Raw genomic sequence first — 22616 nt, 5'->3', positions numbered from 1 at the left:
GCGCCCGACGGCGCGCGGCGCTCAACCCACACCACGCTGAACCCTGGAGATCTGTAATGAAACGTTCGAAGTTCCTGCTGTCCGGCCTGCTGCTCGCGTCGGCCCTCGGCTTCACGGCCGTCGCCGCGCATGCGGACGACCTGCTCGACTCGGTCAAGAAAGCCGGCGTGCTGCGCGTCGGCCTCGAAGGCACCTACCCGCCGTTCAATTCGCGCGGCACGTCGGGCCAGCTCGAGGGTTTCGATGTCGACGTCGCGAACGCAGTCGCCGGCAAGCTCGGCGTGAAGACCCAGTTCGTCCCGACCGAATGGAGCGGCATCATCGCGGGTCTGCAGGCCGGCAAGTTCGACGTGATCGTCAACCAGGTCACGGTCACGCCGCAGCGCAAGGAAGCGCTCGACTTCAGCCAGCCGTACACGTACTCGGCCGCACAGCTGATCCAGCGCAAGGACGACACGCGCAACTTCAAGTCGCTCGACGATTTCAAGGGCAAGAAGCTCGGCGTGACGCTCGGCACCAACTACGACCAGATGGCGCGCACCGTGCCGGGCATCGAGGTGCAGACGTATCCGGGCGCACCGGAGAAGCTGCGCGACCTCGCCGCGGGCCGGATCGAGGCGACGCTCGACGACCGCCTGATGCTGCCGTACATGATCAAGACGTCGAACCTGCCGCTGCGCGCGGGCGCGGTGCTGAACGGCGGCAAGCAGGAAATGGCGATCCCGTTCCGCAAGGGCAACCCGAAGTTCGAGAAGGCGATCAACGACGCGCTCGATTCGCTGCGCAAGGACGGCACGCTGAAGAAGATCTCGATGCACTGGTTCGGCAGCGACGTGACCGTACCGGTCGCGCAGTAAGCGGCCCGGCGCCGCAACGCGTCACGCCCTTCGTCACGATGAAGGCGTGACGCTATCCCTCAAGCCGCTTCGTCGAAGCGCGCCAGCAGCATCTGGCCGACCGGTGTCGGCGCAGGGCGCGCGGCCACGGCGTTCATGCGCATCTGCGTACCGTCGAGCGGCCGCTTCTTGACCTGTACGGCGCCGGATTCGACGGATCGACGCCGTCCGGCGCACGTGCAACGTGCAACGTGCAACGCACACCAGCATCGAGAATTCATGGGGACTCGGCATGGCCCCTGTCTCCCGATCGTCCGCGATCCGGTTCGAACCGGTGTCGATCATACTTTCGAATGAAATGGCGCGAGGCACGACCACGTTCACCGCGCGCCCGAGCGCCATCCCGATCAGTACGCCCCACACCGCGAACGACAGCGTCACGAAACCGCTCGTCGCCGCCCACGGCGCGTGCACGGCGACCGCGTAATGGATACAGGTTTCGGCGACGAACGTCAGCATCAGCGTGACGAGCAGGCTCGCGTCGCCAGGCAGGCGCACGCGCAGGCCCGACGAGGCCGGACGGTACTCGAGCCGCCACCGACTCGCGTGCAGCCAGCCCGGCGCTGGCCCGCCCAGGACAAGACAGGAGCACAACAGCGGCGGGAGGCCTGGCCGGCCGACGCCGACGGTTCGGCTGGGAAGGCGACCAGCTCGCATACGAGACCGACGGCAATCGCAGCACGCACTACGTGTATGAACCGGGGACGTCGGTGCCACTCGTCCAGTTCCTCTCCAGTTCGGCCATCGGGATGCCCACGCCAACGCACGACGATACCGATCGATACGAGCCGGAAAGCGACTCGCTGCAGCGTCATCCTCACCGCGAAGGCGACGCCAGCGTGTTTTACTATCACTGCGACCAGATCGGCACACCGTTAATGCTAACGGACGAAGCCGGCGAAGTCGTATGGGAAGCCTCCTATCGAGCCTGAGGTCACGCACAGGAGGTGATCGCGCGCGCGTCGCAGGCGGCCGGTGTGACACCCCGCAACCCGCTGCGATTTCAGGGACAGCAGTTCGACGATGAAACCGGGCTGCATTACAACCGTCTCCGGTACTATGATCCGCAGCTCGGGCGCTTCATCAGCGAAGACCCCATCGCACTGCAGGGCGGGGTGAATACGTATCAATATGCGCCGAATCCCGTCGCCTACATCGACCCGCTCGGGCTGGCGAAAGGCAAATGCGTGATCTACTGGTACAACCATATTGGCGGCCGTTCCGGGCATTACACCGTCAAGACCATCGCCGGTACCGGCAGCATGCATACCGAACAGAAAACTTCGGGTGACGAAACCTGGATCGCACGCGTCAGTGGTGTCGAGTCCGCCGAACCGGTCAACAGCGCGACCTTCGACATACCGGACGTCAGTGCCGCACAGAAACACCAGCGCGACAAGGTGCGCACCACTCGGGACGACCCAGACGGTGCCTATGACGTGTCCAACAACAGCTGCATGACGCACGTGTTGGACGTGCTCAACGCCGGGGGAGCCGACGTTCCGGCGAAGGGCAAGCGTGCGTGGGCATACCTCAACCGGCATGGCGTCGGTCCACGTGTGAAGTAATCGATGACGAGGTAACGACAGATGAGGTCTCCAACGTTGTGCGCCAGGCACGGCGTCCGGCCATTCACCGTGGCGGCGAAACGCATCGACGACCGGATTCGCGAGCGGGGACAATTCGAGCCCGATGAATTGGTGCGGGTATCGCTGGATCGGCCCAAACGCAGCCACGTCGTATGGATGACGCGCGCGGATCTGGACGAGCATGCGGTCACCGCCAACCATGTCGACGGCGTCGAGCATGTCACCGAGTTGCGGAAGTTCGCGTTGCTCGACCGGGCGTGCGTGCACGTTTGCCCGGATTGCCTGGATGAACTGCTCGTACGTTCAGGCGAACAACCGCACTCGCCGACGCCTGTGTCACGCGCGTTCGACACGGCGATCGTCGCCGACAATGCGACGGTGGACGGCCCGCTCGTCAAGTGCGACATCCACGGGATTACGTTCGGTTCGCGCACATCGCCCGCCATGGCAGCCTTGATCGATCAGCGTGACGCGGTGCCGCACGGTCGGGTAATCAATGTAGTCGTGACTTCCCCGAAAGCAGAAAACAATTTCTGGTTCGACGAAGCCTTCCTTCTTCGTGCGCTGGGACCGGATATCGATCTTTCTACAGGCATCTATCGAATGGAATCGGGCGACCGCAGCTTCAACCTGCTCGACAGCGGGATATCGGTATGCAAGTACTGCCTTCGAGACTGGCTGCAACGCAACGGCATCGCTTAGCGATGCACGGCAATCGGGCGAATGCGCGGCGCCGGACCGTGAAGGAAATCCCGCATGCCGTATGCCGTATCCCGAAGCAGGTTTGCCATGCGGCCGGCGTCACGTGTGTCGCCTTGGGGAGTTGAAACGACAAAGGGCCGGGAGGAAAACCTCCCGGCCCTTCGTTCAATATTGTGGCTTCAGGACTCGAACCCTCCACCTGATGATTAAAAATCCTCGAAGAATCTCGTGGAATCAAAGTATTAGATAAGAATTCGTTCTACAAGGACGTCGCAAGAGCAGGGTTGAAACACGTTGCCTGCAAGGCCCCCGTTTTGGTTGTAGAAGAAAGAAGAGACAGCCGACACGGGGAGTCTAGATTGCTGACAGTGCGGACGCCAGCATGCTGCGAGGGCGATCCAATTTTCGTGCTTACTGGCGTTCTTGCCCGCGTCGATGATGATGAAAAAAATTCTCCAAACCCTACAGATTTTCTCAACGGCACCGATAATTCATCAGACGAATACATGTTTGGTTCGTCGCACATCATCCCTGTCCAATTATTGAGAAAATCACTATGCAACAAATCACGAAGAAATGCGTTTTGGCGGCTCTGCTGTCGTCGGCTGTCGTCGGCGCCTATGCTGGCACCACTTCAATTCAGAAAACGACGACGCCACCGCAAGCGCTCATTTTTTCGACTGGTGCCGGTTTTGCGGCCGGTACATATTTCGGGCTGAGCGGTTCGGATTTTCCGGGTTCGCTGCTGACCGCAAACAAAAAACTGACTAGCATCGATGTTCAAACCACGTCGTATATCGGTGCAGCGAACGATATCGTTTCTGTTTGCTATTTGCCGCCGTACACGTCGCAATCGAACTATTGTCACAATGAAATCGTTCCGGGGACTAGCGTTAGTCTTAAGGATTTCAATAATCTGCCATTCGGTAACGGTTCTTCCTTTGCGATTAGGCATCATCCGAGCGGACGGCCTAGCACGACTCTGAATCCCGCAGGCACTGAATCTGTGACCTACAACTATTCGTATTGATGAGTACGCGCCCTGCTTGAGAAATCGGCGTAGCGTTTCGATTTCACGACGCGGGGTTTTCCATGGAAATCAATTCGAACCTTTTGACGACGACGAAAAATAGCCGCACGGCCAAACAAATGGCAACACCTGCGGTCAGCGATTCGCCCGGTGCTGCTACTTATGCATCCATTTTGGCACAATCGACGGCGACACAAGGCGATATCGTAACGCTGAGCGGTGAAGCAATTATGCTCTCGCGGCTGTATGGTGGTTCGAAAAAGGAAATCCCTGCGACGCCATTAGTCGGATCGAAAAAGATTGGCGCGGCTGATCCGGTTATGTGGCTTAATGCAGATGACCCTGAGCCAAAATCTTACACCCAAATTTCGGAGATGCCCCGGTCTCACTCGGGACTTCCGGAAACAAAAAACCCGCGTCAGCGCTAGGCTGGACGCGGGTTTTTGGACTTCCGGATACTACTTGAAACTAGTGTTTGGTGCGGCTGCAGGAATTGAATTCATCCAGCACTGCCCCGCCACACAAGGATTTCTGAAATATTCAGTTTCTTCCATGCCCCCAAATATGCCCCCAAATTTCGGGAACACTCTGGTTCGATTGCCAACCCGGCTTTAACGCTCTAGTGGAACTAGGAACCGCGCGCGACAACACATGGCTACTGCATGCAATTGTAGCCTACTAGACGGCGCTGGACGCACGAACTCGCGTGCTCCTCGCGTCAAACTCGACCGTCAGTAAGGGGCACTCGTCTTTGACGGGAAGATCTGGCATCGCATCGTTTCGATGTGGTCGTCGATCTGCTTCATCGAGGACCAGACCCAAGGCAAGAAATGATCGCGAGTGGCATTGATCACCTACACTCATGCGGTCTACTTGCGCGCTGTTGTAACGGGCAGGCTAGGTCAGAAGCCCCCCAGCCCCTGGCGCCGTTCGGGGTGAGGCCCACCTTTCCCGGTCTGGGTGTCCCGCGGGGTCACTGCCCTACGCCCGCCCGGCGACTTCCCACTGTTCGGGGATGGCGCGCCATTGCTGGGAGGTGAACCGGTAGACCTGCCTGTTCGGGTGCACAGGTTCGCGCGAAGAGCGATGACGTGCTGGTCTCCGCGCAGCCCAACGGCCCCGGTGACGAATCACTAAGCGACAAAAGCTCAGGCAGACGCTGCGTCGGCTTCCCGCGCAGCGTCTACCTCCGTTTCCGCGTCCGAATCTTCAACCTCGAACACGCCTTCGAGGTAAGCTGCGTAGCGCTGTTGCAGGTATTTGAGCGACGCGTCGCGATCAACCTGTACGTCAAGATGGTCCTGGAAGAACTTCAACCGTGCGCGGTTTTCGTCGAGCACCTGCGCCCACGTCTTCGCGTAGATGTTGACGTTCGGCTTTTCCAGAATCAGACCGCTCTCGTCCTTCACCAAGTGCTCGGTATAGGGTCGGAGTTCGTCGCTGATCGCCCAAAAGTTCCACGTCACCCCGACTTTGGAGAAGCGCGGGTCCGCCATCACTGAAAACGCGTAGCCCTGAATCTGCGTCACCTCGTCCGAACCGATGGGCACCTTTGGCGCTTTTAGTTCGACGACGAGGTGCGACAAACGGTTCGCCCGGTGCTGTTTCGTCGCCCTCGAAAGCATCAGATCCACGATGCCCCGCGTCTGCGAAATGTGCTTCACTGGTTCGTCGATAACGATCTTCGGATCCAGTATCTTCTTGTGCTCGATCAGAACCTGGGTCAGCGACTGGTCGTCCACCGACAGGCTGAATTCTTCGCCAAAGAGCCAGCAGTTCTGAGCGATGATGCGATGCAACTGCGATCGCTCTTTCAGGCGCTTTTTGGGCTCTGGGTCGAAGAGCACGGCCTCCAAACCGTTGAGAAACTTCAAGCGGTCCGAGACCACCTTCGCGGCCCCGATGATCGAAGAGAGCGTCGTGTCGCGCAGGAGTTGCGCCAGTTCTTCCTGTTGCCGTTTCGGCAGTCGAAGCACCTCGTCCAAGATGACCTGCAAGTCTTCCGGGCTACGCTCGATCGCCTGGCGCAGCATCCGAAGTTGAAACGCCTTGTTCTTGCTTTGCGTCGCGCTGAAGTCCGGCAGGTGCCGCGCCACGTTTACGGCCACGATGTCGAACACCTGACGTTCTACCTTTTCGACCGGCGACACCGGGTCGCCCGCGAACGGATAGACCTCTTCATCCTTCCACTCCTCCACGACCGTTCTCGCCTGCTCCGCCGCTCGGGTACGGAAGTGATCCTTGATCGTTTGCTGCGCCTGCGTGATGGCGTCAACGACTGCGGTCTGCATTTCCGCGAGATCGACCGTCCCCTCCTTCTGCGCGAGGTCGAAATACGGCGAGTACAGGTAGCCAGAGAACGTGAAGTTGCCGATGTGGAAGCGACGGTCCACCTGCACAAGCGGGAAACGTTGCTGGTTGCAAAGGTACAGCGCGCGGTTGCCGGCGGCCTTCCATTCGACGACATGCAAACGCACCCAGTGCTCCTTGCCGTCGATCACAACGTCGTCCAAGTTGAAGTTCTTGCGACCAGCAATGGCCGATGCGGGATCGATGGATCGACCGTCCAGAATGATCTTCGCGTTTTCTTCATAGTCCGCCAGGTACAGCGCGAAGACCTCAGTCAGCTCCTGACGACCTTCGTCCGACGTGAACGTCCGGAACTCCTTGGTAGGCTCACGGATGGTGAGCATTACGCCAGATTGCGCATCGTCCTTGACCTGCGCCTCATCGCTCACGTTGACGTGGCGAATGTCGAGCGCAGTCATGCGGATGGTGTAGGACCAGCACTTGCCGTCCCGACGGTAGACCACGGCCCATTCGGCGACGTTGCCAAGGGCGAACGCCTTGAAACGCCCACGACCTTCCTGCCCGTGCAGGAACCGGCCGGACGCGGTTTGCGATTTGGACTTTTTCCACGAGCCGCCAAGGAAACGGAAAAAGCCGGGGGCGTCCGTACGACCGATGCCCTCGCCGTTGTCTTTGACAACGATGGCGTCCAGCGCCCCGAGGTCGTTGTACTCGAACGAGACGTCCACGACCGTGGCGTCAGCGTCGAACGCGTTCCAGATCAGTTCAGCCAGCGCCGGGATAGGGCGAGCGCGCGTGATCTTCTCGAGGAAGTCCGACTGCACCTCAACTGGATACTGTTCTGCCGCCATAACCCCTTCTCCCGTCCTATCGTCTGGCGCCGTCCGCCGCGCCACTTTGTATCGCGGCATTCTACCGTTGGTGGGCCCGGAAGCTCTATGCCATCGGCGTCGTAACGCTCCGCCGCAACTACGCCTTGGCCGTGGTGTCGCGCACCTGCTGGATTTCTGTATAAAAATACAGTATTTGCTTGCCCCTTGAACCTATTGTCACGCCTTTGCGGCGCAGATTGCTTTGCAAGGGCGATTAGAGAGCTCGTTCATACTAGGCCAGTTCGACGACAATTCCCTCGCGGAGAACAGACACATGTTCCGATCTAAACGCACGTCGTTCTGCATACCAATCACTCAGCTCTCCTGCTGAAATTTCGATTTGATAGCGAGCGTCATGGTCGATCACGCCAAACTTACGTATGGCCCTCAGAAGCTCAACCGTAGGGGACTCTAGAGTGATCCTCAGGGTTGGTGATTCTCCTCGCTCTCCGGCCACCGGGAAACTAAAAATTGCGCGCCCCCCTTCGAGACGAACATTTCTCCGGTAGAGCTCCTCATCCGCGGCCTCGTTCGCAGATGTGAGATGCTGCCAATCGCTATTCCGAACCTGCGCTCGTCCGCGCAACCGGCTCGCAGCAGCAATCGCGTCGGCGTTCCGGAATAGCGACAGGTTGCGGCACAGGCCGTACAGATGTGCCGCCATTACTTCGATCTCCGCCCCATTCGAATCTATGGGGGTAGGTGGTACAGAAGAATTCCAAGCACGGACTTGGAGCCTGCGGGTCATCGCGCGCTTGGCGTTCGGATTTACCCGCGTGGCGACTACGATATGTCTCGAGATCGGGATGTTCGTGCCGCTGACCTTTGGTCGCGTCACATGAACAACAGCGTTACGCACTTGATCACGCCATGCTCGCGGACAAGCCATGGAGGAAAGCGACGCGCTCGTTCCCTTAGACTCAGCGAGAGCCCACTCAAGATTGCCGCCAATCGAGCGAAGTGCAATATAGTCGGGGCGAAGATTCGTCGAACTTGCTGGGTCTCTATCGATCTTGAGAACCGACGGGGGATAGATTGGATGCCAATTCAAAGTACTCACCGGCGTAATTTGATTGGGATAGAAGGCGCTTACGGGTGCAATCCATTGATACCCTTCCTCAGAAAGCACCTTACGCGCACAAGCCACGCCCAGCATCCACGACATTACCCCTTTCCATTGACGCTCACACGCCGATACCTGTTCGTCGATAGCAAGATAAGGGCTATGAGAATGCCCGACGCCCTTCAAAAGGTAGTGAGGCCAGCCCATCAAGTCGACAGCCGAGACAGATGGCAGGCTAGGTATCCAATCAGCGATAAGATGGCCCGCCACCTCGGCAGGAGTCAAATCAAGTCGCTCTTCGGTACTGCTCCCAACCCGCCAATATTGGATTGCTGTGGACATCTCAAACCCTATTCTTATCAGTTACGTAGCATCTCGCAGTCGGCAGACCGCCAGAATCAAAAGCACTATCATTCCCCACTAGTCGAACAAGAATCAATGGACTGTCCGCGCCGATTGAATTTTGCCCCCAAGTGGGTCCATTTTCCGTCGGCTCAATCACGCAACGATCATCGCGCACTTCAAGCAGCTCGTTGCGCGAGCCGGTGCGGGAAGCTGCCGTCACCGTGTGCGATCTCGAGTTCCTCGAGCAGCTCGCGACGCGCACGTAGAACACCGATAAGCTCTGACGGCACGCCTGCTGCCCCAAGCGATGTCTTTCATCGGGCCTGAGGCATCAGAGATTTCGCTCTAAGCGTTGCGAACCTTCACGAAGAGTTGGGTCGGTAACTGAGCGCCCTCTAGTGAGATAGCCAGTTCAGCCAACTGCTTGCCCTTCGCGTCAGAGGCTCCTGGTCCGAAATCGAAGTAGCGTGCATGCGGGTTAGTCGAATGAGCTGCGCGCCAGTACGACACGCCTTGGTCCAGACGCAAGGTCAATTTCTTCCCTGACGACCATCCACTCTCAAGCAGTCGACCGTGCCCAGTCGAAGAGTTATCGGCTAGCACAGGGATGGTATCCACCCCGATGTAGTTGAGCGTGGATTTCAGCACCGCATTCCGCGTCTCCATTTCCGGCCAGTCCGACCAAACTGTATTTTTTGCGGTGTTTTCGCCGGTGGCCCGACGATTTGTGGTCACCACTCGGAACGGTTCACTCGCCCAACGTGCTTGACCTATCCATTCACGCAAACCTCCTACTAGTTCTGCCAGTACCGCGACAGACAGCGGAGTAAACAGATAGCGATCACGATACGTGAGCGACACGAGGTCGTCGTCTTCATCATCAAGGAGAAGCTGTGTCGCAGGGTGATGCTCTGCGATCTGCTTCCAAAGGCGTTTGCCAAATCCTTGGAGTGGCCCATCCAATTCATGGTGGATCTCGACCTCACGATCGCCAGCATCCAGTTGCTTTGGCCGGATAATGGCGGCAGTAAGTGGGGCGGTCGTTATCGTTACCGGTTCACCCGTTTCTGAGCGAATCAATAATCCCTTGCTGGTGCCCCACGCTGGACCAAATGCGATCGCGTTTTCGTAGTCAATTCCCCATCGAATGGTTGCACCTTCGATCGTTTCGGCCACGAGCCAGCCAGCGCCACATCGTTGAGCGGCTTTAATTGTTCGGATGGAGATTCTGGAGTGGTCCGAGAGACTAGCCAGCAGGAATCGGTCCGACTCGTCCAGGTGAGACATTGCCTGATCGGGAATGACGATTTCCACCGGAATTTCATGGCCTGCCAGTCGATATGCGAAATCTCTAAGAGGCGAAGGTGCGATATCCCAGGCCTCATTCGCTCCCCCGGTGAACAGCCGTACGCCGCCGGTCCCATTGCGTCTAACAGCCATCCAAATTGCCTCTGTGAGTGGCAAATATTCCGGCCGCGAATCTGAACCGAAGAATGCATATTGCTCAGGCAGATGAAGACCTGCGAGCCAGTTCTCACTGAGAAACTCAAGCGCTGCGCGGCGGTTCAAGTTTTCAGCAGCAAAGCGTTGATCAAAATCCAACACGCAGTGCGGACAAGCGCTATCACAATTGGCTAGGCAATTTAGCCGCTCCCGAGCTTTCTGGAAAAGCACTGTGCCCAGATAGCGTTCTGCGCTCGATGCGTATCCTGCGGCATATCGATCGAAGATCAGGATCGATTGACATCTCTGCCCTGCGGCAGGCTTTGACGGTTTGATATCGCAGCCAAGCTCAGTTGCCTGGACGCCGAGTGCTTCTGCCATGGAGTCGCGCAACGCCACGGCAAGCGTGAGCGCGACGGTTGAGTCATTCAGCCAGATGCCATCTTCCGACTTGAGCTGAATTTCCAACACATCGGTCCAGGCCTCATGCCCCAACGTGATGCCATATTTGATCTTCCAAGGACTGTCACTGCCCTTGCAGAATAAATCATCTTCCTTCGCACGACGCAGCTTGGTGTGCGGCCTCTCGAAGATGGCTGGCATAGCTCCGCTACCTTGCATCGGCTCTGCTCGGCCGCATTCAAGACAGAGGGCATAACCCGTCCCATTGATGCCTCGTGACTGGTGGAATACGTGCCCTTTGACGGATGAACGGAACTGTCCCAGTTCCGGGTTCGGTAGCGGATTCCAGGGATCTCGTGCGTTAATCCACGGCGGTTCAACCGGGACAAAATGTTGCGTCGAAACGTCGTTGCCAGGTTCGCGATAAAAGTCGACAGCAAAACCGGCGGGTTCGAGGAACTCGCGTATGTTGTTCGTCTCAATGTCCTGACCACACGCATCACAGCGCCTGGCCGCTTCGAGGCTATGAGTGGATCCACTCGCACCGCAATGCTGACAACGCCAAGCATGACGAATATCTTGAATTTCCCGCGCGTTTTGTTGATCTGCTGGAATATGCCAATTGAGCGTGACACCGGCCGATCGATAGACCAAACCATCCATCACGACCTCCGATCCCGGTGCATACTCTCGCAGCGCTGTCATCAAGTCTCTGCTGGCCAGCTCGCGACGCCTATATCGATTGTCGTCACGGGAGGAGTCAGTTGCCTTCTGACGCGACATCCGGCCATAGGTGAGGTTATCGAACGATGCAATGTGCGTAGGAAAGCCATAACCCGGAAGAAAGCCCCGGGTCGCAAGTTCTCTTAACAGATATTCATCTCTAAGCCGCTTCTGATGCAGCTCGACGGCACGGAATGCCGGTGAGCTCTCCCCCCCTTTTCGAATTTCATTGGCCTCTCGTTCGAGGTTTTCCCACTCGATTCGCCAACTGTTCGTGACTTCACTCATCTCATCCGCGGCCTTGTCCAGCACGCGAGCGAGATCCAAACCTTCAAAGATGCTATTTCGCAGAAGCTGCTGGAGTCCGGACTCGAGCTGGGTGGATTGGAGATGGGGCTTTCCGCAGCACCATGCGACAAAACGGTCGGCCAAGGAGCCTTTCCCGATAAAGAACGGACCACACGCCAGCTTCGTCTGTTCCTGTCCGCTGCCTACCAGTGCGTCGACCAGGAAACGAGACAACAGGAGCGAGTGAACATGGCGCTGCACAATCGCTGCGCTATCGAGTGAGACACGCGGCGCGGGCAACGGCGTATCGAACGCCCAGCGCGTTTTCGAGAAGACGGACTGGTCATGCGGATTGGCCTTGCATAACGTCATCGCAAGGGAGCGCGCTTCTTTGCGTCGGCCAGCGCGGCCCGCCCGCTGCAGATAGTTGGCGGGGTGTGGTGGCACGTTATTCATAGCTACTTCGCTGATACCGCCAATGTCGATGCCCATCTCCATGGTGGTAGAACACGACAACAAGTTCAAATCACCTGCTTTAAAGAGTTTTTCGTAACGGTCGAGCGTTTGGGAGTCCTGCTGGGCCGAGTGTTCGGCGGTCGTGAAATACGGCGCGAGTTCGATCACGCGATCATTAAGGTCTGACCAGAGACTTTGGGTTCGTAGCAAGGTGATGTCACTTTGGTCCGCCAACCACTCGCGACCACGCCGGATACGCTCTAAATCGTCGGTAACATTGCCAAAAGGTTCGTCATATAGCGGGATTGCCACTTTTTGGCACAGAGTGGTTTCATCTGTTGCCTGCTTGGGGAGATATGGACTTATCCCTCGCAGCGTCGTGTCAAGAAAACGTCGGGTGACTGGGCATACCCATGCTTCAGCCATGGGCGAAAAAGCAATAGATGTCAAAGCAAGGACGCGACCATTCCCGCTTTGTGTCAGTAGACCAAGCGATCCAAGTGTTTCCCAGGCTGCGAGTAGCACAGCATCAACGCGGTCTTCGCCATAGGCGCTGGTGATATCGGCCTTAATGGCATAGGCCAGAATCCGAACTAGGATACTTTGCATGCCACTACGTTTAGCTCGCGGCCACCGGCGTTGAGTACGACCAGTCTCCTGCTCATCTCTGGAAACGAGCTGAGTTTGAGGGAACGGTATGCCAAGCCAATTACGCCAAGACGGTGTAATGGCCAAAGAGCCACCTCCGCGAATGTAGAAATCAAGGCAGATCTTGAGAAAATCTTTCCATGCCGCGTAATCGAGCCCGACGTCGCGCACTGCAGAAGGTATACCCTGAGACAGAGTTTCTAAGGCCGGATATTGCACCGCGACAAGTCCCATACTTTCCAGGTTGTTGAGTCGTTTTGGTCGACGACCAAACTCTCGAACGAGGAACATCCGGGCGAGCTCCACCGGGCCACTGCTGTCGCCGAATGTGCCGGGTGAAAGGCGTCGGTAGTGGGTCAGCATGTCGTCGAAATCCCGCCCCTGATTTGCGAGTTGCTGCGCCAAGTCGTTGAACGGGATAGGGGCGGGACGAGTGAGTTTAGCTAACTCAGCCTTTTTCCCAGCCAGCATTTGATCCAGCGCTGGAATAGGAGTAATGGCTTGAGCCGCTTCTAGCGCGCGGATATCGCTTTTAAGCCCTTCAGTTAGCGCACTGGCTTGGCCACGCCCATATTGGAGCGCAAGGTGATACACCAATCCGCGCACGCGATTGCGTTCAGCATCCTGCTGTAGCTTCGCGGCAATCCGCGCTGTTCCCTGACGGCTGTCATTGAAGGTTAGCAGCCGTCGACCACGACACGGATGATCGGCCGGCTTGTCGCCGTCCGGCGCGAATTCGAGCAAGGTCGGGAGAATTCCGCCAAGCAAGAATGGAGCACCGAGCCGACTGGATTGGAATAGTCGTTCTTTGGCCGATTCCGTGCCACTACAGACAGGGCACATTAAACCTTCCCCACCATCTTCGTGAGCGAGCACGCGCAAGGCATCGCCGGAGGGTTCTGTAATCTGACGAGACGTTCGATCGATATCCAATGGACCGACGTGTTGCAGTGGTCGATTAACAATTAGGACCTTGCTCTGTTTGCTCGAGGGCGGCTCCTCATCGTGATCTTCGTCATCTCCGTCATCTGCCTCCGCGCGCTCATTCGATTCGACTTCCAGCTCAAATTCGTCCAGTGCGGCTTGAGGTTGTAGATGGGTCAAGACACCACGATGAGCGCCCGCTAACAAATGAACGGTTCCACAGTCCCCACATGAAATAACTTCATATACCGGACTCCCACAATCGCAGTGCTTTCTTGGATCCAGATACACCTGACCGAAAGGCCAGTTGGCATCGCTAAGATGAGTGTTCACCTTGTGCGAACAGGCGGCATCGGCACACGCCCACAGCCCTGAGAGCGTTTGATGAAATCCGTGCGCACGTAATGGCAAGAAAACCTCGCCGTCGCTATCTCGCGTGCCGCTGAGTAAATCGAGCCAACGCAATGCTTCGTGCTGTTGTGCGACAGAATAATTATTTCTCTTTTCGAACAGAGCCGCACAAACGTCTGACAGTCGTTGAACAGGTTGGCGCTCTGGGTCACCTACAAATAAGTCGCGCAGCTTTCGGGCTGTGATTTCTCCCGTGAGCGCCTCATACCGGTGAGATGATTTTTCTTGGCCGGAATCAATGTTGACCAGATTATCCAATGCCATCGCGCCATGTGACTGTTGTCCTACCATGGATGGTATTCTTCGCTTCCCGGCAACGAGATGGACACGGTCCGGCGATACGCCTGCTACATCCGCTAGAAATTGCTTAAGTTTTTTGCCTGCTTCACCCTCTGGGTCACCGATCGTGGCTGACGTCGCGACAAATCGGACTTGGTCGGAGGTGACACCAAACCCGTGCAGCACGCGCCGAATGAGCAGCGAGGCCTCAGCCGCTTGAGAACCCACATACGTGTGGGCCTCATCCAGCACGACCCACTCCAGCTTCCCTTGCGATTGAGCTAAGATTGGCGCATCCGCCGTACGCACCAGCATGTATTCCAACATAGTGGAATTGGTCACAAGGATCGGCGGCGGTGACGCACGCAGCGTTTCTCGATCGGCCACCTCATTTTTGGCCCCCTGCCGGTTTCGCTCTGGTAGCTTTTCAGGGGTCGTGCCGTTGTAGAGACTGAACCGCACGTCTTCCCCGAATGCATCGGTCCAAGCCCGCAATCGTTCACGCTGACTATTAATGAGTGCGTTAAGCGGGTAGAGAAAAAGAGCGCGCACACCAATCAGTTTGCTTTGTTGCTGAGCACGCAGTCGGCAAAGGCGGTCCAAGATCGGCACCATAAAGCATTCCGTTTTGCCTGAACCAGTGCCACTGGCAACCACCAGTGATTGTGGTGTCTCGCGCGTCAGCACTTTCCAAGCAGCTAACTGATGAGTGTAGGGACACTGTGAGCTGGCAAATCGGTATTCACCTGCAAGCTCAGCTGGGGGGGCATCCATCGCCCGAATCAGGTCGTGCGTGAGCAATGAGCCGGCAAGATCGCTCATTGTCGCGTCGGCACTATGCCAACCGAAGACAGCTTCGAACGTGGGGTCGGCCAGAAATGCACCAGGTTCGCCATACGGACGACCGAATACATCCGAAAGGTGCCGTTGCAACGGTGCGTTAGCGAATCCGAGTCGGCTGGTCGCGGACAGCTTGGCACGTTCTGCCAATACGGGGAACAGCTCTGAGAAATAGGGAGTCATGTTCTAGTCAGTTATGCAGTAGTCCGTTAGCGATACACCGGGCGAAGGTCTGGTTATATGCGTCGTCGAACCACTGAGGATCAAAGGCACGCGCTGCTCGCAACTCATGAATGGATTTTGGATCGCTAAACCACGAATCTGATTGGTCCGTTGCGGCCTGCGTAGCCACGAGCAATGGCGCATTGATCGCAGTCGTTGCAAAATCAGCATTTTCTGGATAGAGCAACGCAGCAATAGTCAGATCCCTCTTCGCTTCACCAATGATTCTGCCGAGTCCAGTCGGCCAAGTATCGTTAGCGTGAATTCTGCGCAACGCCATGACAGAACTTCCCTCGCCGCCAAACAAATTCTGTTGAGCTAGCATGCCTAGACTTGATAGTGCTCGGGATTGCATTTTGCTTTCGGGAAGGAAGTCAGCGCTTGCCATTCCAAGCATAAACGTCAACGCACCGTGGAATGCAGTAATCTGCTGAACTCGGTTTAAGTGGTGAGTTTGGAAGATGACTTTTCCGATTTCATCGCCATATACCTCGTAGCACTGAGCTTTGAGGTTGCCGATCGCTTTCCGCCACGCTGAGAATGGGATGGCTTCCCAAGCAAAGGAAAGCTCTTGATCAAATCGAACGAGAAAATTAGCGGGGAACTGGCTTAAGCGCATCGCAAGGGCCGCCATTCCCGTTGGTGATTTCGCGAATCGACGCCACAAATCCAGTGCGGCCAGCGAAAGATGGCCGATTTGGCTTACGAGCTGCTCGATCTCGTTCCATCCATGGTGGAGATAATCGATCCCCATCTCACCAATGATGCGATCCAGCGAAATCGTACGTGCCTCATCATCCCCAATATTGATTGCATGCGCCAATTCGCTGTTTGACGTCAAATCTCCGGGGATAAACCACAGCGTCGGGCGGAACGGGAGGATCGCATTCGGACCAGGGTAAATAAGCCACGATCCTGGCTCACGGTTTTCCGGAGAAAACTCCCACATCCCTGTCGGGACGTCTTGTGATATGGCTGGATTTAGGCGAAGGGCTTCTTCACCGGGTTGCTCAAGTCGAAGTGCCATGACCGGTAGTGAATCGATCTGCTCCGGCAGGAGCTTCGCATTTGCGTGCGCGTTTAGCCCAATGTACGGACCATTCTTTTCAAGCTTGGCTGCGTAGCGGGTAATCTCAAGTCGGTAAGCGTCGCAGCCGCTTACGCGTAACTCCACCCACGCTCGTGCATCTGGACCATCATCAGTAGAGAGTTGGTGCTGAATATCCGTTGCATAGTCTTGGAGTCGCACTTCCAGAGACATCGCACCAGGCAGTGCCCGTAATTCGACGTGGCGCGCTTGCTTCAGATCCCTCGATTTAATCTCCAGCTGCATGCGCGTGTTGCTGCCTGCATTATTGACGAGCATTCGCACACCGGCCAACTGAGCGGAGCTGAGCATGCTGCCTGACCGTAGCTCATTGCCCTGACCGTCAAATGCACGTGTTCCTTGGCCGGGAAAAGGTATGGTGAAGCGAGCGGCTGTCGTTGTATTTGGCCAACGCACCTCCAGTTGCACGCGCTCCGGTGCTCGCTGACCTTGAGGTGTGTGAATCGATACGATTAAGGTGCCAGGCTCTCGCCGAGTCTCATACTGCACGAAATCAGTCATTACGCGTGCATTGAGCGCCCCCCAACCATGTAGTCTCACTTCGCCAGCGGTTGGGCTGTGGCTGCGCATTGCGATTCGCGCCTCCACAGGAAGCACAACGATACGTGCTCGTTGCTTAATCTCACCATTGGCAGGGTACCGGACTGTGACGGGGCCAATGGGTTGCAATTTGGCATGTTCTATATTGGACGCCATGCTCCATCCAATCTCGCCCTCCGCTTTTTGGATGTTGCCGTCAGGATTGATATGGTAAAGCTTGGGTAGTCCCTTGAATGCAACGGATGGACTCTGAAAATCTAACCATTCTCGTTGACCTCGCCACTCGTAACTATCTCCTGACACACCTGCTTGCCCTGTCCGTATCCGACAGATAAATTCTTCCCCGCAGCGGGCTTCCACTGTGCCACGGATGCGTACGATGCGACGGTCGTCAACATTGAGTTGGCCGCAATCGGTCACCGTTGCATCATTGAGTGCGCGAATACTCCAGCCTGAAGGCAATGCAACGAGCCCCTCGTTCGCAGTGATGCTGCCACTGCCTTGTCGCAAAAAGCGGTGTGAATCGATCTCGTCGGCAAAAAACACCCAGGGCAATTCGTTATCCAGCAGACCGCCCTTCGGAGCGACGTTGCTCCAAAGGCGCCCATCCGGTGCTTGCAGATGCAGAAGATGTTCGCTCGCCGCCGTGCTTCCGATATACCCCCAAGGGGAGCGCTCTATATGGTAGCGCTCTTGCCCCGCTAGGAGGCGTATGGTTGTCGTCGTCCGTTTCCCCTCGGCCGTGAGTGACAGCTCGCCAGCCCTTGGCATACTCTCCGGTGTTTCGCCCAGAAGCTTGGCAAGTTGAGTAACCAGAATGGTTTCGGGGACGTGTATGACGGAGCGAAGGGACCAATTGGCATCGCTGTCTATGACAAGTTCGCGCTCAACAGGGAAGCAGAAGGTGTGCTTCTCCGTGCGAATATCTGCGGCATCCCGAATCAGTTGTTCGATCAGGCCTTGGGAATGTGCGTCGTCAATGGGTAGCGGGAAACGCTCACGCCACCCGGTGATTTTTTGATCGAGCTTCGAGAGCGCATTCTGACTGGAAGTGAGTTTTGCTTCGTCCTTTAGGCAAAGGACGATCCATGCAACATCGGCAAGCAGCGTATAGACGATTTCATGGCGATAGCTTTTAGGCAGATTTTTTTTCAAGCTATTTACCCAGGTCAACAACTCCTGGGGAGTCACTCGTGTATCGCCTGCGAGACGGAGAACTTGCCCGAGCAGCTGTCCAATCTTGCCACGAGCTTCTGCAAGTAACCGCATGGGAAGGCCGCCTTCGATCGCGACTGCACCCAAATAGCGCAGCCCCCCATTGATCTGACTGGTTACCCCCCAGTCTTGAAATCCTGCGTTGACGCATTCGCTACGTTCTTGTGGCAGCCATGGGTCTGCGTTCGGATCGATGCTTTGGAGGATGGGGTCCCACGTCCAATGGGATCCGTTGTACTCACGCCGCCACCACTCAGAAGCGTATAGAACAAATAGGCAAGCGAATCCCGGAATTCGCCGGATTTGCGTGAATGATAGAGAGGATAACTTTTCACACCAGGTACAAAGCAGTGTGTGAAGATCAGAATACTCTTCCTTCGAGAGACGATATTGGTATAAGTGGCGTCGATCCGGTCGTGCAAGTTGTCGACTTGTAAGCAGACTCCTCTTCCAGTCAGTGAATGCCGTTATCTGATGAACCTTCATCCCCCGTCCTCGCTTTGTCCTGTCAGATTTCTTTCTTAATTGTGCATTGAAATCGAATTTGATTCGAAGTTTTTCACCTTGCGTGCCTATCCGCACCAATACCATCAATGCCCTGAATAGACGGGCGGAGGCACACACGGGTAGAGGACGTCTTCTTCCAGTCGCTCTGCCTCTCTGCGAGGTGCGGAAGCCTTGACCTGGTCGGCCGAGGTTGTCCCCATCATTGCGTCTCCTCCCATCTTTCCACCCTCACACCGACGCCCCCGTCTGCGGCGGTGCTTTCGGCGGCACCGCGCCCGGGTGATACGTCGAGTCGAAAACCATGTCCGTCAGCCAGCGCTTGAAGCTGGGGTTGTCACTGAACTGTTTGAACAGCTCCGTGTGGTCAGAGATCAGTTCCAGGACCACCCGATTCAGCGCCTTGTCGTGCTCCAGCTTCGCGTTCTGCTTGTCAGAGTTGGCCTGTGCGTTCTGGTAAGCCTTGTCTTGCGCCACGCGGGCCGGAATGTCCTCGGTGATGACCTTGCGAATCTTGTCACCGTCCTTCCACTCGATGTTGCCGAACATGTCGTTGAAGGCCTTGATGATGTTCGACAGCTTGTCGATATCGGGCATGCCGCTCCCGCTACCACTGCCCGGCGGGGGCGGTTCGATGAAGGCATCCGCATCGTCCATAGACATCTTCAGCGAAGCTTGCGCTTCCACCCGATAGCTGTCCATGTCTATGGCCTCCAACACTCCCTTCGAGAGGTCTTCTTCCTTCGGGGCGGGGAGCTTCGGGATCAGGAAGTTCAGGAAGATCGCGAGCTTTTCCCAGGCTGGGTGACCGTAAGTCAGGATGGCCGCGAGGAAACCGTAGCTGCGCACAAATGCCTTGGCCTTACCCTTGAACTCAACCTGGTCGTCTTCACTCAGGTTGTCGATGTACTCGGCGACGCAGGCGTCGAGAATCGGGTCGAGCTTGTCCCGGTCTGCGCCGGTTACGTAAAGCGCGACCAAGTCCTCGACCTGCTGCCAGCTGTACACCTGCTTCGCATCGAGATCGTTCTTCAGGTCGTGCAGTTTGTTGGGGTCTGTTTCTCCGGTCTGGATCGTGGCGCGGTAGTAGTCCTGGAATGCCACCTTCACCGCCTCAGCGTTATCGGCAAAGTCGAGCACGAAGGTGTCGCGCTTCTGCGGATGTGCGCGGTTTAGCCTCGAGAGCGTTTGCACCGCCAGCACGCCCGCCAATGGTTTATCCACGTACATCGTGTGCAGCAGCGGCTCGTCAAAGCCGGTGACGAACTTGTTAGCGACGATCAGGAACCGATACGGGTCTTGCTTGAGCTTGGACGGGATATCTTTGCTCGGGAAATCATTGAGGTCGGCCTCAGTCTTCTTTACCCCGCTAACTTCGAAGTCACCTGAGTACGCCACGATGGCCTTGAACGGGCTCTTGATTGTGGCGAGGTAGTCCGACACCTCACGGTAGTAGTCGATGGCCCGTGCGATCCCGTTGCAGACGATCATCGCCCGCGCCTTGCCACCGATCTTTTGCTTGCCCGCCACCTGCGCCACGAAGTGATCGACCATGATCTCGGCCTTCTTGCGGATGGCCTTGTCGTGCGATTCGACGTAGTGGCGAATCTTTTTCAGTGCCTTGACCTTTTCGAAGTCGGGATCGTCCTCGACTGTCTTGGCAACGTGATAGAAGCTGTTCACCGACGTGTAGTTCTCGATCACGTCGAGAATGAAGCCCTCCTGGATCGCCTGCTTGGTGGTATAGGTCAGCTCCTCCGGCGAGCGAAAGCGCGCTTCGCCACCCTCCAAGTAGCGCTCGCCGAATAACTCCAGCGTCCGGTTTTTCGGGGTCGCGGTGAAGGCGAAGTAGCTGGCGTTCGGCAGCATCTTGCGCGACTCGATCAGCTTGTTGACTGCATCCTCGACGGACTCTTCGTCACCCTCGTCATCGCCCGGAGCCCCCGACAAGGCCATGTGCATCTTGGCCGTGGTCTTGCCGCCCTGACTGGAATGCGCTTCATCGATCAACAACGCGAACTTCCTGCTGCCAAGGTCCCCCAGTTCGTCGAGGATGAACGGGAACTTCTGCACCGTCGTCACGATGATCTTCTTGCCCTTGCGCAGGAAGGTGCGCAGCTCTGCCGCATCCTCGGAGTGGCCGAAGATCGACGCCACATGGTCGTAGCTCTTGATAGTGCGGGCGATCTGCGTGTCCAGCGCGCGCCGGTCGGTGATGACGATGACCGAATCGAACTGGGCCAGCATCGCATCAGCGGCGGTCTTGAGCTCCACCAGCTGATGAGCCAGCCACGCAATGGTGTTGCTCTTGCCGCTTCCCGCTGAATGCTGGATCAGATAGCGCTTGCCGACCCCATCCTCGCGCGAGCGCCGTAGCAGAGCGCGAACGGTACGCAACTGGTGAAAGCGCGGGAACACTTGATTGCGCCGCTTCTTTCCCTTTTCGTCTTCCTCCTCCACCACCTGCGTGAAGTTCTCGATGATGTTCGCCAGCGAATCCTTCAGCAACACCTGCTTCCACAAATAGTCGGTCTTCAACCCATGAGGGTTAGGGGGATTGCCCGCGCCGCTGTTCCAGCCCTGGTTGAACGGCAGGAACCACGAGGTCTTGCCGGTGAGGTGCGGACAGAACCGCACCTCGGCATCGTCCACCGCCATGTGAGCCACGCACCGCCCGAGCTGAAACAGCAACTCGTTCGGGTTGCGGTCAGTCTGGTACTGCGTGATCGCGTCGGCCACGGTCTGCTTTGTCAGAGAGTTCTTCAACTCGAAGGTCAGCACCGGCAGACCGTTGATGAAGATCACCATGTCCAGCGAGCGCTGCGACTCGTCGTTGCTGTAGCGCAGCTGCCGGGTGACGCTGAAGATGTTCTTGCCGAAGTTCTCGCCAGCGCTAACGTTACCCGGAGTCGGCAGCAGCTTGTACAGGTCGACGTGGGCCGGGCCGTGGTTGACGCCCTTGCGGAGCACATCGACTACACCGCGCTTGGCGATCTCGCCCTGGATGCGGTGCAGGAACTGCGTGCGCTTGATGCCCTCGTTTGCCAGCTCAAGCGCAGTGACGACCGTGGGCTGCGTGGCCTGCAGAAACGCCAGCAACTGCATCACGTCTACCGCCACGTCGCGGTTGTAGTCGGTGGGCTGGCCCTGTATGTAGCCGCCGCTGGTGCAGAGGTCACGGACGATCAGGGCTTCCAAGCCCTTCTCGCTGGTGTCAGTCGTCGCCATCGTCTTCCTCCCCGTCAGTATCGATTTCTTCCTCACCATTCAGCGCCGCCAGATCCTCCTCGGCCGTCACGTCGTCCGGGTCTGGAACCCAGCCCCGCACGTCCACTTGTCCGGTGACAACGTCGGTAATCTGTCGGTCGCGGTATTCTCGGATCAGTTTGATTTCTTCTTCGGCGCGAGCGATGGCTTCGCCCAAGTCCTTCGTTTCGATCTCGATGTGCGACAGGATTGCCTCCTGCTCATCTTTGCGAGGAACCGGGAGTCGCACGTTGCCGATAAAGGTCCAATCGGCACGCGGCATCTTCGCTCCCGCCGTCGAGCTGTTAATGAGGTCAATGACACGCCTACAGCGCAGTAGCTGCTCAAGATACGCAGGCAGGATGAGTTCCTTGCGCGACCGCAGCACCAGGAACTCGCTCACGCACACGCCATCGCATTGTAGTGGTCTAATGAACCCGGACACTGATTTAGGCGAGAATGCTCGCCATGAAGAGGTGTCTAATGACCAAGCGACGTCGTACGTTTTCCCCGGAGTTCAAACAGCAAGCCGCGTGTCTGGTGCTCGACCAGGGCTATAG

General features: G+C 57.2%; 10 protein-coding genes and 3 pseudogenes. 5 read left to right on the top strand and 8 right to left on the bottom strand.

All coding sequences use genetic code 11. From position 1 onward, the window contains the following. The first annotated feature begins 56 nt into the window (after window positions 1–56). Window positions 57–857, top strand: a complete 801-nt coding sequence (locus GQ56_RS0136080) for a transporter substrate-binding domain-containing protein (protein ID WP_031403265.1) — start codon at window positions 57–59, stop codon at window positions 855–857. 351 nt (window positions 858–1208) lie between these two features. On the opposite strand, the pseudogene GQ56_RS42415 reads toward GQ56_RS0136080, so the two are convergent. Further along, a pseudogene (locus tag GQ56_RS42415) lies at window positions 1209–1541 on the bottom strand (hypothetical protein); the annotation flags it as partial. Here GQ56_RS42415 and GQ56_RS46790 point away from each other — a divergent pair. From GQ56_RS46790 to GQ56_RS42410, 4 genes and pseudogenes are all read left to right on the top strand, one after another. Then, window positions 1511–2074: pseudogene (locus GQ56_RS46790) on the top strand (RHS repeat-associated core domain-containing protein); the annotation flags it as partial. The pseudogenes GQ56_RS42415 and GQ56_RS46790 overlap by 31 nt on opposite strands. 459 nt (window positions 2075–2533) lie before the next feature. Continuing rightward, the gene (locus tag GQ56_RS0136065) at window positions 2534–3187 is read left to right on the top strand and encodes a hypothetical protein (protein ID WP_031403264.1); all 654 of its coding nucleotides are present in this window, start codon (window positions 2534–2536) and stop codon (window positions 3185–3187) included. A 556-nt stretch (window positions 3188–3743) separates the two neighbouring features. Then, window positions 3744–4217, top strand: a complete 474-nt coding sequence (locus GQ56_RS45140; RefSeq protein ID WP_152601962.1) for a hypothetical protein — start codon at window positions 3744–3746, stop codon at window positions 4215–4217. A 62-nt stretch (window positions 4218–4279) separates the two neighbouring features. Beyond that, window positions 4280–4645 carry a hypothetical protein gene (locus GQ56_RS42410; RefSeq protein ID WP_235212822.1) on the top strand — a complete coding sequence of 122 codons (366 nt, stop codon included), beginning with the start codon at window positions 4280–4282 and terminating at the stop codon, window positions 4643–4645. A 720-nt stretch (window positions 4646–5365) separates the two neighbouring features. Here the strand turns inward: GQ56_RS42410 and GQ56_RS46785 are convergent. The 7 genes and pseudogenes from GQ56_RS46785 to GQ56_RS0136020 all read right to left on the bottom strand — a co-directional run bounded on the left by GQ56_RS46785 (window position 5366) and on the right by GQ56_RS0136020 (window position 22459). Next, the gene (locus GQ56_RS46785) at window positions 5366–7378 is read right to left on the bottom strand and encodes an ATP-binding protein (RefSeq protein ID WP_043301737.1); all 2013 of its coding nucleotides are present in this window, start codon (window positions 7376–7378) and stop codon (window positions 5366–5368) included. 253 nt (window positions 7379–7631) lie between these two features. Continuing rightward, a complete protein-coding gene (locus GQ56_RS45135) occupies window positions 7632–8804 on the bottom strand; it encodes a hypothetical protein (RefSeq protein ID WP_152601961.1) in 1173 nt (390 codons plus the stop codon). A 185-nt stretch (window positions 8805–8989) separates the two neighbouring features. Beyond that, window positions 8990–9108, bottom strand: a pseudogene (locus GQ56_RS47400) (ATP-binding protein); the annotation flags it as partial. Between the two features lie 44 nt (window positions 9109–9152). Beyond that, window positions 9153–15404 (bottom strand): DEAD/DEAH box helicase, encoded by a 6252-nt coding sequence (locus GQ56_RS39745; protein ID WP_043301739.1) that lies wholly within the window; start codon window positions 15402–15404, stop codon window positions 9153–9155. Between the two features lie 7 nt (window positions 15405–15411). Then, window positions 15412–18930 (bottom strand): STY4851/ECs_5259 family protein, encoded by a 3519-nt coding sequence (locus GQ56_RS45125; RefSeq protein WP_152601960.1) that lies wholly within the window; start codon window positions 18928–18930, stop codon window positions 15412–15414. Window positions 18931–19041: 111 nt separating this feature from the next. After that, the gene (locus GQ56_RS0136025; RefSeq protein WP_031403261.1) at window positions 19042–22038 is read right to left on the bottom strand and encodes a type I restriction endonuclease subunit R; all 2997 of its coding nucleotides are present in this window, start codon (window positions 22036–22038) and stop codon (window positions 19042–19044) included. Beyond that, window positions 22025–22459, bottom strand: a complete 435-nt coding sequence (locus tag GQ56_RS0136020) for a restriction endonuclease subunit S (protein WP_200878021.1) — start codon at window positions 22457–22459, stop codon at window positions 22025–22027. The genes GQ56_RS0136025 and GQ56_RS0136020 overlap by 14 nt, the downstream gene beginning before the upstream one ends. Between the last annotated feature and the right edge of the window lie 157 nt (window positions 22460–22616).

Source organism: Burkholderia paludis, assembly GCF_000732615.1.
GTDB classification, from domain to species: Bacteria; Pseudomonadota; Gammaproteobacteria; order Burkholderiales; family Burkholderiaceae; genus Burkholderia; species Burkholderia paludis.
The sequence above is the reverse complement of the archived record's forward strand: the minus strand, read 5'-3'. Positions and strand labels throughout refer to the sequence as shown.